Annotated in this window: 14 protein-coding genes and 2 pseudogenes; 11 read left to right on the top strand and 5 right to left on the bottom strand. The window is 65.2% G+C overall.

The window, feature by feature from the left end:
* Nucleotides 1-95 precede the first annotated feature (95 nt).
* The 5 genes from JOF57_RS01955 (at nt 96) to JOF57_RS01935 (ending at nt 3,962) form a co-directional block, all read left to right on the top strand.
* Nucleotides 96-392: a DUF2742 domain-containing protein gene (locus JOF57_RS01955; RefSeq protein WP_209913113.1), complete on the top strand. Its 297-nt coding sequence runs from the start codon at nt 96-98 to the stop codon at nt 390-392.
* A complete protein-coding gene (locus JOF57_RS01950; RefSeq protein ID WP_209913111.1) occupies nt 389-2,167 on the top strand; it encodes a hypothetical protein in 1,779 nt (592 codons plus the stop codon). Before JOF57_RS01955 ends, JOF57_RS01950 begins: the two co-directional genes overlap by 4 nt.
* A complete protein-coding gene (locus tag JOF57_RS01945) occupies nt 2,164-2,466 on the top strand; it encodes a hypothetical protein (RefSeq protein ID WP_209913109.1) in 303 nt (100 codons plus the stop codon). The genes JOF57_RS01950 and JOF57_RS01945 overlap by 4 nt, the downstream gene beginning before the upstream one ends.
* Nucleotides 2,463-2,978: a hypothetical protein gene (locus tag JOF57_RS01940; protein WP_209913106.1), complete on the top strand. Its 516-nt coding sequence runs from the start codon at nt 2,463-2,465 to the stop codon at nt 2,976-2,978. Before JOF57_RS01945 ends, JOF57_RS01940 begins: the two co-directional genes overlap by 4 nt.
* 144 nt (nt 2,979-3,122) lie before the next feature.
* Complete coding sequence (locus tag JOF57_RS01935; RefSeq protein ID WP_209913104.1) at nt 3,123-3,962, top strand: phage major capsid protein; 840 nt, start codon at nt 3,123-3,125, stop codon at nt 3,960-3,962.
* A gap of 327 nt (nt 3,963-4,289) precedes the next feature.
* Here JOF57_RS01935 and JOF57_RS01930 read toward each other — a convergent pair whose 3' ends face one another.
* Nucleotides 4,290-4,514 carry a hypothetical protein gene (locus JOF57_RS01930; protein WP_209913102.1) on the bottom strand — a complete coding sequence of 75 codons (225 nt, stop codon included), beginning with the start codon at nt 4,512-4,514 and terminating at the stop codon, nt 4,290-4,292.
* Nucleotides 4,515-5,392: 878 nt separating this feature from the next.
* Here JOF57_RS01930 and JOF57_RS01925 point away from each other — a divergent pair.
* A pseudogene (locus tag JOF57_RS01925) lies at nt 5,393-5,584 on the top strand (transposase); the annotation flags it as partial.
* Between the two features lie 28 nt (nt 5,585-5,612).
* On the opposite strand, the gene JOF57_RS01920 reads toward JOF57_RS01925, so the two are convergent.
* Both JOF57_RS01920 and JOF57_RS01915 read right to left on the bottom strand, forming a co-directional pair.
* On the bottom strand, nt 5,613-6,503 hold the full coding sequence (locus tag JOF57_RS01920) for an IS3 family transposase (RefSeq protein WP_209913100.1): 891 nt from the start codon (nt 6,501-6,503) through the stop codon (nt 5,613-5,615).
* A complete protein-coding gene (locus JOF57_RS01915; protein ID WP_209915717.1) occupies nt 6,500-6,823 on the bottom strand; it encodes a transposase in 324 nt (107 codons plus the stop codon). Before JOF57_RS01915 ends, JOF57_RS01920 begins: the two co-directional genes overlap by 4 nt.
* Nucleotides 6,824-6,890: 67 nt before the next feature.
* Here JOF57_RS01915 and JOF57_RS01910 point away from each other — a divergent pair.
* The 5 genes and pseudogenes from JOF57_RS01910 to JOF57_RS01890 form a co-directional block, all read left to right on the top strand.
* Nucleotides 6,891-7,840: pseudogene (locus JOF57_RS01910) on the top strand (IS3 family transposase); the annotation flags it as partial.
* 78 nt (nt 7,841-7,918) lie between these two features.
* Entirely contained in the window at nt 7,919-8,617 is a 699-nt protein-coding gene (locus tag JOF57_RS01905) for a hemerythrin domain-containing protein (RefSeq protein WP_209913098.1), read from the top strand.
* Nucleotides 8,618-8,710: 93 nt separating this feature from the next.
* On the top strand, nt 8,711-9,112 hold the full coding sequence (locus JOF57_RS01900; RefSeq protein WP_209913096.1) for a nitroreductase family deazaflavin-dependent oxidoreductase: 402 nt from the start codon (nt 8,711-8,713) through the stop codon (nt 9,110-9,112).
* Nucleotides 9,113-9,206: 94 nt separating this feature from the next.
* On the top strand, nt 9,207-9,914 hold the full coding sequence (locus JOF57_RS01895) for an ABC transporter ATP-binding protein (protein ID WP_407666528.1): 708 nt from the start codon (nt 9,207-9,209) through the stop codon (nt 9,912-9,914).
* Between the two features lie 89 nt (nt 9,915-10,003).
* Nucleotides 10,004-12,400, top strand: coding sequence for an FtsX-like permease family protein (locus tag JOF57_RS01890; protein WP_234937821.1), 2,397 nt, complete (start codon nt 10,004-10,006; stop codon nt 12,398-12,400).
* Here the strand turns inward: JOF57_RS01890 and JOF57_RS01885 are convergent.
* Both JOF57_RS01885 and JOF57_RS01880 read right to left on the bottom strand, forming a co-directional pair.
* Nucleotides 12,387-13,010: a class I SAM-dependent methyltransferase gene (locus JOF57_RS01885; protein WP_209913092.1), complete on the bottom strand. Its 624-nt coding sequence runs from the start codon at nt 13,008-13,010 to the stop codon at nt 12,387-12,389. The genes JOF57_RS01890 and JOF57_RS01885 overlap by 14 nt on opposite strands.
* Entirely contained in the window at nt 13,007-13,579 is a 573-nt protein-coding gene (locus JOF57_RS01880; protein ID WP_209915712.1) for a DUF4389 domain-containing protein, read from the bottom strand. Before JOF57_RS01880 ends, JOF57_RS01885 begins: the two co-directional genes overlap by 4 nt.
* Nucleotides 13,580-13,582 lie beyond the last annotated feature (3 nt).

Below are 13,582 nucleotides of genomic sequence, written 5' to 3'. Positions count from 1 at the left end.
TGACCGACCAGAAGAACATGGAGGCCCGCGCCGACCGTGGCGCGGGCACTCCCGCAATAACTGGAAGACATGGTTCAACCATCTCTTCCAGACAGGTGTCTTGGTTCGAGGTGTACAGCTTCGCCGAACGCCTTGCCACCAGCCACGGTGTCGGCCTCGACCATCTGCCCCTACCTGGCACACCCGCGTGGTGCGGAATGCCCGACGACGACGCCCGCAAGCTCATGGCCCTGGTGCTCGGCGGTGTCCGGGAAGCACTTAACCACGATGTCGTACAAGGACATCGTGCTGAAGCCAGCCGCGAAATCTGCAGTGCCGCTGACTGGACCGCGCTGAGCAAGCGCATCGCCCAGGGCCGTGGCCCCGCCTACATCCCCAGGAGAGCATCGTGAACGAAGACGAATTCTGGTCGGCCACAGACCAGATCAAGCTGATTCACCAATGGGCACGAGCAAGCTACGTGGCACCGTGGGCGCTGCTATGTGCTGTTCTGCTCCGGGTGATCGCATCGACCGGCCACCCTGTGATGCTCCCCGGCCCGCCGGCGCCGGCATCTCTCAACATGGGGCTTGTCCTCATCGGGCGGTCGGGATCCGGCAAAGGCGTCACCGACAAGCTCAGCCGCGTCGTGTGGCCCGCCGACATTCACGAAGAAGGCCTCGGCTCGGGACAGGGCATCGCCGAATTGTTCAAGGAACAGAAGGACCCCGAAGACCGGATCACGCGCGCACTCATCTCTGTGTCGGAAATCGACCACCTGTCAGCTCTCAATGCAGGGCAGGGCAACAACACCAGGGCCGCGATCAAGGCAGCGCTGACCGGTGACCGGTTGGGCAGCAAGGGCGCATCGTCGGCCACCTCACGGTCAGTCCCCGCCGACTCGTATCGGCTCTGCCTGTCCATCAGCGCGCAGTTCGGCCACTGCGGCGTTCTTCTCGACGACGTATCCGGCGGGACGCCGCAACGGCAATTGTGGGTGCTGGTCACCGATCCGGACATGCCAGAAGAACCCGGACCTACTCCAGATCGTGTCTTGGACACGGCGTTGCCGTCGTGGGCGTTGTCCGGAAGCCAGACGCTTATCCAGTACGGCACGCCGGAAATCCGCGAGTATGTCGCCGCCGGCTTGCTCGCTAACCAGCGAGGGCAGCTCGACGCCATCGACGGCCACCGGACCCTGACCCGACTCAAGGTCGCCGCGGCGTTGGCGATCCTCGATCACCGAATGGTCGTCTCCGGTGTCGACTGGGAGCTGTCAGACCACATCATGGCCAAGTCGGACGCCACCCGCGCGGCCGTGCTCGAATACGACCGACAGGCCGCGCGGGCAAAGCTGCGCGAGAAGTCCATCGCGAAGGCGGTCGGGGAAGAGATCATCGACGATCGCCGCACCGAGGTAGTCCGTCGCCGGATCTTCCGCATCCTCAGCGAAGGACCAGCAACTCACGGAACTGTCCATAGCCGCATCGGCAAACGGGAGTACAAAGAGCTGTTCCCAGATGTCATCGCGAGTTTGCTGCGATCTGGGGAGGTACTGGCTGAGGAACTGCCTCGCGGGAAACGGTACTCACTATCGACTGGGGTCAAGGTTGACCCCAGGGTCAAGGACGATATTCCCAGCTCAGATAGGTTGACCCTTGGGGTCAAGGTTGACCCCGGGGCTACCATCACCGACCTGGATTCTCGCAGGTCGCACGATTCCGAGCGCCCAAAGGTGTCGTGCCGAAAGTGGTTTGAAGAGTACGTCTCGAAAGCGCTCGCATCCGGCGCCACACGCCTCAATCCGTTTGCTGTTATCGCCGCCGGCGAGGCCTACGGATACAAGGAACAGAACATCCGGGTGGCGGCATCCGCGCATGCCGACATCACAGCGGTACGCGACGAACGCACCACGTGGTGGTCGCTGACCGGGGAGCGTCTCTTCGGGCCGTCGAAGGTCCTCACCGACTACCTCGAACAGCTCCCGGCAAACACCACGGAGGTCGACCAGAACGACTACTACGCCTACGCCGAACGCAACGGTATCGAGCGGACCCTTGCCCGCAAGACGGCCGTCAAATCCGAGCTCATCGAGTCCGTACCCGCACACGGCGCCTCGCAATCCGAACGACGATGGCTCATCAGGCCACCGGTGGCAGCGCCGGCCGAGGGCGAGGTGACCGCGTGAGCCAGCTCGATGCCCTCCTGGCCGCCGTCGGGGCAGCACCCGCACTTCCTGGTGCACGATGCAGGGGGAAGCACCACCTGTTCGATGAGCAGGGCACCCACGAGGCCCCCGAGACCACCGAGCAGCGCCACGCCCAAGCCCTCGGACTGTGCCGACTGTGCCCAGCACTCGCCTCGTGCCAGACGTGGTTCGACACCCTGACCGCCACCCGCCGACCCAAAGGTGTCGTGGCCGGCCAGCTCAACACCCCCAAACCTCCCGGCCGACCGACCGGGACAACGAAAGGTAAATCCGCATGACCACTCCACAGACCCCCACCGACACAACCGAACCCACCGAGGACACCACCGACACAACCGAACCCACCGAGGACACGACCGAGACAACCGAACCCACCGAGGACACGACCGAGACAACCGAAGTCGACACCACCCCCGAGGACGATCAGGACGACGATCAGCAGTCGCCTAACGCTGAAGCGGCCAAGTGGCGCACAAAACTACGCGCCGCCGAAGCCGAACGCGACCAGCTCCGCGACCAAATCACCGCCCAACAGCGCGCACTGATCAACTGGCGAGCCTCCACAGCACAATCCGGTGCCGTCGACCCCCAGCTGCTCGACGCCGCCGGCATCACCATCACCGACCTGCTCGACGACAACGGACACCTCGACATGACCGCCGTCGACCAGTTCATCGACCAGACCGCCATCAAGTTCCGGGTACAACGCACCGTCAAACCCAACCCGCAGCAAGGCAACCCGTCCGCGGCGCGGGCCACCGGCAGCATGGCCGACGTGTTCCGCCAGTAAGCGTCCACTCGGGTAGTAAACTCGGCGGTAGCGGGTGTGACAGCCAGGCGCTCCACCCCCGCTACCGCCGCACCTGGTGTGCACCGCGATACCGCTCGAAGCGATCGCGAAACCCATTCCCTTTGCACACCATTGGAGTAACTCATGGCACCCACAACCACCACTACAGCCGCACAGGTATGGCGGCCCGACGAGAACGTTTTCGCCCCGCAAGACGCTCTCCCCGACGCCGCGATCCTCACCCACTCCACGGTCTCCGCGACCATCGAAGGCGACGCCCCGAGCATGCGGGTCGGCTACGTCTCCGACGCCGCAGCCGCCTACCACAATGAAGGCGCAGACCTGACGGTCACCGATCCCAGCCTCAGCGAAATCGAAGTCATCACACAAGAAATCGGCTTCTACCACGAGATGACCCGCGACCAGTACCGCAAGACCAGCACCCCCGAACAGCTGGCAGCATCGGTCGCCCGGTCCATCACCAAACTGGCCGACAAGAGCTTCCTGTCCGAGGCCAACCCGACCAGCCCCGCAGTACGACCGATCGGCGGCTTGGAGAACTACACCGGCCTATCCACCCAGACCGCCGTGGCCACCAACATCGACAAGCTGGTCGATCTGGAGAGCACCGTGCACACAGCTGGCGCCACCCCCACCGCATGGGTTATGGCGCCCGACGCGTGGGCCATCCTGCGCAAGATGAAGCAGGTCTCATCCGGCGGGAACCTCGGCCTGCTCGGCGCCGGCACCTCCGACGCCCTGCCCTACCTGTTGAGCATCCCGGTGTACGTCAACTCCCAGATGTCCAGCAAGACCGGCCTGCTCGTAGACAAGAACGAGATCATCTCAGCCGTCTCCGGCCTCGAAGTCGACGTCGACCACTCCGCAGCGTTCAAGGCCGTCAAGGTCGCTGTCCGTGGCACCTGGCGCATCGGCTACGGCGTCCCGCGCCCCGATCGCATTGGCAAGTTCGTCCTCACCTAGAGACCGTCGCTGCGGTAGGGCACCGAAGAGGTCTGGTCGCCCCCTCGCGCCACTACCGCAGCGGCACCGGGCAGCGCTGTGCGGTCCTCCTTTCCCGCACACGCAGCAGCCCACGGCCCCAGGTCCACGCTGAACGGCAGTCACAGCGACGGACCTGGGGCCAACCCATACCCCCCCTACCCCCCAGGGCACACACACATCCGCCTATGCCCTGAGAGACCAGCCGGAGGTGTTGTTGGGGCCTTCCCGGGTGGGTAGTCTGAGTGTTGCGGGGCGCCCCTTCGTTTCACGGAGGCATTGCGTCCCGCTTTTTCTATGGGTCCCTCGTCAGGCCTTCGGCTGAGTGATCGCGAGGGCGTCGCGGATGTCTTTGGCTATCGCGGGATCAAGAGACGGAGAGTCAATCAGGTAACGCAGCGCCAGGAGGTCGTCGTACGTCGACAGCAGGTCAATGACGTCCTCCTGCGAATCGCGTGAGAGGCCAGGCCAGGCGGACGGGATCGCTACGAACGCGAGATCGCGCATGCGTCGATCATCATCGAGTGCGCTCATATTGAGTGTTCACCTCCCTGGCTGCTGTTTGGGGTCGGGCGGCTTGACGATGCTTCCGGGCTAGTGTTGACGTCCCCGCCAGCGCCCTATGGTCTTTTTACCCGGCGGCCGACTCACGCCTGCCATAAGGGACGGACCGCCCAACCTGTTTGCAATCGTACGACTGGGCACCGACTGCGAGCCAGCGATTTTGCCTCGCTGAAGGCGCTAGCGGGCGGACCGACTTCCGCATTTGAAATGCGACCCCTTTTTACTGGATCGGATGAAAAGGTCTGACCAGGCTTTTTATCGGCGCCGGCAAAAAGGTCGGAAGATCCCTGAAGGGGGCGGCAACTGCGTCAAATGACGCAGTTGTAGGACGCCACCGAGCGGCGCATCCATGCGGGTCCGCTTCCGCTAAGGCTCCAGCACCCGCCGGGCACGCGGCGCCGCTTCACGGCCGCGAACACCCGGGCGCCGCGGGCGGGTGGATCGCCCGATGAGGGCGACCTGGCCCCCTGTTGGGTCTCGGGCCTATACCTCGATCAAGGTGGCAAGTCTCTTTGCCGTTTCAGCAAGCGAGGGTTGCGGCCTCTCCGTACTTTCCCCGTGAAAACGACCGTGAATCGTGCTGAACTTACATGTATCTATGCGTATCAGGTAACTACGAGAGTGATTGCAACGCAATACGTTAACGAACTCCTATGAACGCCGACGGCCCAACAGTTCCAGTTGGGCTATGGGGGCGATCGGTAGCACGGTACCTGGCCACGAGGTCGCCACCGACCACGCCCTGAGCCAGATTGCCCCGCATCACAATGAGGTGAGCCCTTCGTAGTGGTCCAGTCGTTGTGGGACTCTGTTGCCCAAGTGTTTGGGCAGGAAGAATCGACGACGACATGGCATCGAACAAGCGCCGGCGGCATACGCCGGATCAGATCATCCGCAAGCTTGCCGAGGGCAACAAGCTGCTCGGGACCGGCCAGGAACTGGCCGAGGTGTGCCGGCATCTGGAGGTCACTGAGTCGACGTGGCATCGCTGGGTTGCCCAGTACGGCGGTATGAAGGCCAACGATGCCAAACGCCTCAAATGGGGTTCCCCAGGAAAAGTGGACGCGGTTAGCTTGCTTCCAGGGTGACATTCAGGCTGCGCTCGTAGGTGATGGGTGAGCGCATTCCGATCGCTGAATGCCGACGTTGATGATTGTAGAATCGCATCCAATTGTCAACTGCTGCAATCAATTCAGCCATTGTGGCGAAAGTGTGCCGGTAGTAGTACTCATGTTTGAACGTCGACCACAGCGCCTCCGCGCCGGCGTTATCCCAGCAGATGCCGGTGGCACCCATAGAGCGCCGCAGCCCGTGGGCGCTGGCTGCGGCAGCCATATCGTGGGAGGTGTACTGGGTGCCGCGGTCCGATTGCAGTATGACGCCCTTGACGTGGCCGCCGCGGGTGAACACCGCCCGATCCACCGCGGTGGTCACCAACCCGGTGCGCATGTGGTCATCGACCGCCCAGCCCAAGACGCGGCGCGAATGCTCATCGCGGATCGCGCACAGGTACATGTCGCCTTCCCCGCAGCTCAGGTAGGTGATGTCGGAGGACCACACCGCATCTATACGACCCTGGTCAAACCGGCGGCCGACCAGATCAGGCGGGAACGACGCACAAGGATCGACGACCGTGGTCGTTTTGAAGGTGCGTGGGCTGATGCCCTCGATGCCCAGGTCGGCCATGATCGTTGCGACGGTGTTGACCGATACCCGTTCTCCGGCGTCGTGCAGATCAGCGGTGATCCGCGGCGAGCCGTAGGTGCCGCCGGAGTCCTTGTGGTGGGTCAAGATCTTGACTTCCAGATCCCGGCGTCGTTGGACCCGTGGCGTCGGCTCACTGGCCGACAGCCGGTACCGATGCTTGTAGTAGCCCGAGGTGGACACCCCCAGCAGCTGGGCCATGCGGGTCACGTCGTGGGAGGCGCACTCTGCGGCCATGAGCTCAAACCGGCTCACTTTAGATGCTTGCCCGCAAAGTACGCCGAGGCTTTTTCCAGGAACGCGATGTCCTTTGCCTGCTCGGTGACCTTCACCCGCAGCCGTACCAACTCAGCACGTTCATCCGGTGAAAGCGATTGCCCATCACCAGGATCGGCAACCCCGCCGCCTTCGGCGGCGGCCATCCGTCGCCGCTCCTGGCTCACCCACTTATGCAGCAGGTTCTCATGCAGATTCAGCTCCAGGGCAACCTCAGCCACCGGCCGATTCGAATCGATCACCCGATGCGCGGCCTCCACCCGGTACTCCGGGGTAAACGAACGCCGACGACCAGACATACGAACATCCTTCCAAGGGGACCACCGTCCCGCTATCTCAGATGTCCACTACTTCTGGGGAACCTCAAAAGAGCTGGAGGCCGAGAACGCTCGGCTCAAGAAGCTGGTCGCCAACCAGGCTCTCGACATCGACATGCTCAAGGAGATTTCGGCGGGAAACTTCTGACCCCGAACCGCAAGCGCAGTGCCGTTGCGGTGCTGCGTCAGCGGTTCGGGGTCTCTGAGCGCCGGGCGTGTGCGGTGGTGGGCCTGCATCGGTCCACGATGCGTCTGCAACCAGCACCGATCACCGACGAGGAGGCCGAGCTACGGGCCTGGCTGCGTACATTCTCCACCGACCGGCCCCGCTGGGGCTGGCGACGAGCGGCGATTGCAGCGCGAAAAGCGGGCTGGCAGGTTAACAACAAGCGCGTCCGGCGGCTGTGGCGTGAGGAGGGGCTACGAGTTCCTCAGCGGCGCAGGAAGAAACGCCTGACCGGTATCGGGACCGCGGTCGGGGCGATGTGCCCGATCCGGCCGAATGTGATCTGGGCGATGGACTTCCAGTTCGACACTACTGCCGACGGCCGAACATTGAAGATGCTCAACATCATTGACGAGTTCACCCGCGAGGCCCTGGCGATCGAGGTCGACCGTTCCATCAACGCTGACGGCGTCGTGGACGTCCTCGACCGCCTGGCCCTGATACATGGGGCGCCGACCTACGTGCGGTTCGACAACGGGCCCGAGTTCGTCGCTCACGCCGTCAACGACTGGAGCCGGTTCAACGGCACCGGCTCGCTGTTCATCGATCCCGGATCGCCTTGGCAGAACGCTTGGATCGAGTCGTTCAACGGTCGACTGCGCGACGAGCTGCTCAACTCCTGGCGCTTCGACTCCCTACGCGAAGCCCGGGTCATCATCGAAGACTGGAGGATCGACTACAACGCCAACCGACCGCATTCGGCCCACCGCGGACTCACCCCAGCCGAGTTCGTCCTACAGTGGACCACGACCCACCAACCCCAAGCCGCATAGCGACTGGACCACCGAATGGGTCCCCCTCAACAAGCCGAAGCCAAGTCCGCCGCAAGTGCCACCCGTCACGGTAGACGCATGGAAAGCCCCACTCAGCCGACAACATCCATTCGGGTCACGCCACGCCACGACGGCGACCCCGCACCCGATCTTCTGGGCATCACCCTGGCCCACCGCGCAATGATCACCGATGTCGGCCGGGTCGCAGAGTTGACCGAGGACATCGCCGAAGGCCGCATCCTGTGCGCGCCCAACCGCGCGCAGGCACTGGCGCGGTATGTCGATCTGTTGTGCGACTCCATCCACCACCATCACAGGCTCGAGGACCAGGTGTTGTGGCCGGTGATCAAAGCCTCCGCCGGGAACGACGTGGACCTGACCGAGTTGACCGAAGACCACACGGCGCTCGATCCTCGTCTGGACGGGATACTTGCCTTGGCCAATTCGTTTCGGCAGTCCGGCGGCCACGACATTTCCGCGATCCCGCTGAAGGCCGCACTCCAAGAGCTGCACACCATGCTGCGCGATCACATCGCCGACGAGGAGCGCGCTTTGTTCCCGGTGATCCGGCGGCACGTCTCGGTTGCCAACTGGGCCATGGTCGAGAAGGCCGCTCAACGAGGCGGACGGTTGTCCTTCAACGGGCCACGCACGCTGGCGGTGATGACCGATGACGAGCGGGCCGCGCTGGCCGACGAAGTCAGCCCGGTCCTACTGGCGCTGATCAAGCTGATGGCGGTGCGGCACCGGCGCTTCGAGCGCCGGGTGTTCGGCTGAACGGAGGTGGCCTCAAGGCCCCGCACACTCGCGCACCCGGGGGTGCACTTGGTTGAATGAGTCCCAGGGGTGGGACAGCGACGGGGGCCGCATATGCCGAGCAGTATCGCGAATTCGATTGCCGTAGTTGCCGAACGGATCGCGGCAACACTTGGACCACGGGCGATGCGGGTGATCGCCCACATCAACAAGTACGTCACCAATCCGCTGCAACGGCTCTGGGCGCCGTGGCTGCCGTACATGGCGGTCATCGAGCACACCGGCCGCATGTCGGGCAAGCCGTACCGGACCCCGGTCATGGTGTTCGTCGACAACAAGTCGGTCTCGGTGGTGCTGAACTACGGCGAGCATTCCGATTGGGTGCGCAATGTCCGGGCCGCCGGAACGGCCGAGGTGAGGCATCGCGGCCGGCACTACCAACTGACCAATCCCCGCATCATCCCGGCCACCGACCAGAAAGCCCGGTTGGTCGCCTCCTTAGCGCCGCGAGTCTGAGGTCGCCTGCGAGTTTCTGCCAACGCCTCGCAAACACCTTGGGCGGCTGACGCCCGGCGTAGGCTGCGCATATCCCGACTCCCGGGAGGCTGCGATGCCCGAACTGGCCATCGAACTGCGCGACGTGGTGCGCGAGTACAAGGTCGGCGGTCAGATCGTGCGCGCTCTCGACGAGATCAGCCTCCAGCTGAACGGCGGGCAGTTCGTATCGATCATCGGACCGTCCGGTGCAGGTAAGAGCACGCTGCTGCATCTGCTGGGCGCGCTGGACTCCCCCGATTCCGGCTCGATCACGTTTGACGGCGAGGAGATCGGGCGTCTCGGCGACGAGCAACAGTCGGCGTTCCGCCACCACCGGGTGGGCTTCGTCTTCCAGTTCTTCAACCTGCTGCCAACCCTGTCGGCCTGGGAGAACGTGGCCGTTCCGAAGCTGCTCGACGGGGTCCGGTTGGGCAAGGTCAAACCGCAGGCCGTGGAACTATTGGACCGGGTCGGCCTGAGCAATCGGACCGAGCACCGGCCGTCCGAACTGTCTGGTGGCCAGATGCAACGCGTCGCGGTGGCCCGGGCCATGATGATGGACCCGCCGCTGATCCTCGCCGACGAACCGACCGGCAACCTGGATTCGACGACGGGTGCGGCGATCTTGACCCTGCTCGGCGAGGTCGCACACGAAGAAGGGCTCGGTCGGCTGGTGGTGATGGTGACCCACAACGCCGAGGCCGCGGCGGCCACCGACCGGGTGATCACCCTGCAGGACGGCCGGCTCGGCTCCGACGAGATGTCGGTGGTCCCGGGGTGAAACTCGCGGCCGCGGCAAGTCGGCTCCGAGTATTCAGCCTGCGTGAGCTCATCGTGCACCGGCGGCGTACCCTCGCCTCGATCGCCGTAATGGCCGTGTCGGCAATGTATCTCGTCGCGATCCTCGGCATCTTCGGGTCGATCACCGGATCGGTCAACCGCCTCGCGGACGGCGTCGCCGGCATCGCCGCGCTGGAGGTCTCGGGCGTCACCGACGCGGGATTCCCCGAGTCGGTGGCGGCCGACGTCGCCAAGGTTCCCGGGGTGGCAACCGCGGCACCGATGATCCGGATGACGGCGCCCACCGCGACCGAACCGGTGCTGCTGTTCGGCGCTGACGACCGCAGCCGCGCGTTGGAAGGTGCCCTCAAAGACGCGGTGGGCGTTCAGGTTCAGACCCCGACGGCACAAGAGGGCGTCCGCGTCGGCCCCGGCGTCGGGCACTCCAAAGGCGAGACGTTCCAGCTCGGGTCGGGCTCGGTCACCGTCAGCGAAGTCCTTGAGGGCAAGCAGCTCGCCGATCTCAACGGTGGTCACTATGTGCTGGCCCCACTCCCGTTGGCGCAGAACGTCACCGGGAGACAGGGACAGCTCGACTCGATCCTGATCACCACCACACCGGATGCCGACCTCGCCACGGTGCGAGACCAGGTGACCGCGGCGGTGAACGGCCGGGCGCTGGTCGCCGCCCCGAGTTCGCGGGCGGCCCGCGCCGGCGACGGCGTCAAGCTGATGAACTACATGGCGTTGATGGGTGCGGCGGTCGCCCTGGTGGTCGGCGCGTTCCTGATCTACACGACGATGACGATGGCGATCGCCCAACGCCGCCCGGTCATCTCGATGCTGCGCGCCATCGGCGGCCGGCGCACCACCATCGTCCGGGACATGCTCGCCGAGGCCACGATCCTCGGGCTGATCGGCGGCACCATCGGATCACTGTTGGGAATCGCGTTGGGCCGCCTGGCAATCGGACGACTGCCCCCGACGGTGACGCAGGGCCTCGAAGCCCGCATCGAGTACTGGCTGCCCAGCTACGCGATCCCGGTCGCGATCGCCGCCACGGCACTGACCAGTGTGGCGGCGTCGGCGATGGCGGCCCGGCAGGTGTACAAGGTGTCGCCGATCGAGGCGCTGGCCCCGGTCGGGGTGTCGGCGGCCGACAACGTTCCGCGCTGGCTGCGCATCACCACCGGCATCGCGGCCGTGGCGGTGCTGGCGGCGGCGATCCTGATCGTGTTCTACCAACCGGGATCCCTGGCATTCCTGGCGATCGCCGCCCTGTTCACCGCGCAGATCGCGCTCGGTTTCGCCCTTGCCGGGCCCATCGTCACGGCCACCGCCGCGGTGGCACGCCTGTTCGGATCGGCCGGGGCGCTGGCGGCCGCGACGGTGGAGCGTGCGCCGAGGCGGGTGTGGGCCACCGTGATGACCGTGTTGATCGCCGTCGTCACCACCGTGGTGATCACCGGGACGAACAACGACATGATCCGCTCGGCCCGTGACGTGTTCGCCCCCGTCGCCGATGTCGACGTGTGGGTGAGCGCCAACTCACCCGATCAGTACCCCACTGATCTTCTGCCCCAAGGCCTTACCCAGAACGTCACCGAAGTGCCCGGGGTTTCCAACGTCACCGAAGGGGCCCTGGGCTTCGCCGTCGTCGGCGGCACCCGCGTCATGCTCGACGGCTTCGCCCCTGGCAGCCACGATGCGCTCTTCCGCGCCCTCGACGACCAGACCCGCGCCGACGTGCTGGCCGGCCGTGGCGTGGTGCTCTCGCAGAACCTGGGCAAGACCCTCAACGTCCGCGTCGGCGACGAGCTGACGTTGCAGACACCGCGCGGCCCGCAGCAGGCGAAGGTGCTGGCCCTGGTGCCCTACTTCTCGACGGTGATCGGCACCGTCGGAATGAGTCTCGATCAGATGCGCATCTGGTACGACCGGCCGGGAGCGACGACACTTCAGGTCACCGCCGTCAAGGGAACAGATCCCGATCGGCTGCTGGCCAACATCCGTCACGTCGTGCCCGCACCGAACCACACCTACGACGGCCGCACCGCGCTGGCCGGTCTCGAAGCCCCACTGCACCAGAGCATGCTGATCGCCAACGCCGTGTGGATCATCGTCGTGTTCGTCGCCGCGGTCGCGCTCCTCAACACGTTGACCCTGTCGGTACTGGAGCGGCGCCGCGAGATCGGGGTCCTGCGGGCGATGGGTTCCAGCCGCCGCTACACACTGGCCATGGTGCTGGCCGAGGCGGCGGCCATCGGCATCGTCGGCGGCATCCTGGGCCTGCTGATCGGCCTGGTCGATCAGTGGCTGTTCAGCCTCGTCAGCGGGGACATCATGAACTTCAACGTCACGTTCCATCCGAGTCCCATGGCACTGGTGTTCACACTCGGCGCGCTGGCGATCAGCCTGCTGGGCTCGCTGCCGCCGGCGCGACGGGCCGCGCGGCTCAACATCATCGAGGCCGTCAGCGTCGAATAGTCGCGACGCCCTGCAGATGTGGCGTGCAGGGCGGCGGCACCAATGTCCGTCGGGTACTGCGCAGCCCACTGGTGTCGAACCCGGCTGCGGCGATGGCGTCGACGGTGCGGCGGTTCGGTTCGCATCCCGACGACAACCACGCCCACGGCCTCGCGATCAGGTCCTGGAAGCGACCCATCAAGCCTTCGCCGCGGACGTGTTCGAGAACGACCAGCCGGCCATCGGGCGTCAGGACGCGCCGGATCTCACCGAGGGTGGCGGGCACATCGTCGACCGAACACAACACCAGACCCACATGGACCGAGTCGAAACTGCTGTCCGGGAACGGGATCGATTCTCCGGCCCCGTCGACGACATCGACCTCGATACCGTGGCGCCGGGCCAGCGCGCACGCCATCCGTCGCATCGCGGGATCGGGTTCCACCGCCGCGACCGACGTCACCGCGTTCGGTACGAATAGCAGATCGGTTCCCGGCCCGACCCCGACCATCAACAACCGGCCCGTCACATGGCTCATCGCCGACCGCCGGTAGCGGCGGTAGAACAGCCTGTCGAATGCCGGCATGCCGAGCCGATACACGTACGGGAACAACGGGTTACGGTGCCTCACTCCGAGGCCCCCAGATCCAGTCGAAACGGCGGATACTCGTCGGTCATCAGTGAGACGTACGCGGCGACCCGGTAGCGCCATCGCACGATTCCCATGAGGAGGTCGAACATGCTCGGTGAGACGGTCCCCCGGGCCAACAACCGCACCGCGGAGATGACGCACAGTACTTGCAGCAGCGCCTCCATCGCCCAGCACATGATGATCTGCGGAAACGCCAGCAGCCACCACTTCACCAGAACCGCCCCACGGGAGAGCTGTTCGGGATAGGCGACCTCCAGATCGCCCGGATAGTCAGGATCGGGCTTGAGGGTGAAGGGCGGGTACGTGTCGGTGGTGTTCATCGGGAACCGGTAGTTCATCACGCGCCACGACCAGCGCAGCACCCCGACATTGAAATCGAACAGGGGCCGTGGATACCGGCCGGTGAACAGAATCGCGATCCCCGCGGCAAGCACCACCAGCGGATACACCAGGTAGAGGCCGATCAGGATCGGATAGTGCGGCACGGCCAGCACACACCATTTGACCAGCCACAGCCGTCTCGACGGCGCGTCGATCGCGCCCCGCACCCG

The organism is Mycolicibacterium lutetiense (genome assembly GCF_017876775.1).
Classification (GTDB): domain Bacteria; phylum Actinomycetota; class Actinomycetes; order Mycobacteriales; family Mycobacteriaceae; genus Mycobacterium; species Mycobacterium lutetiense.
Note: the sequence above shows the minus strand (reverse complement) of the source record. Positions and strands in the feature narration are given on the sequence as shown.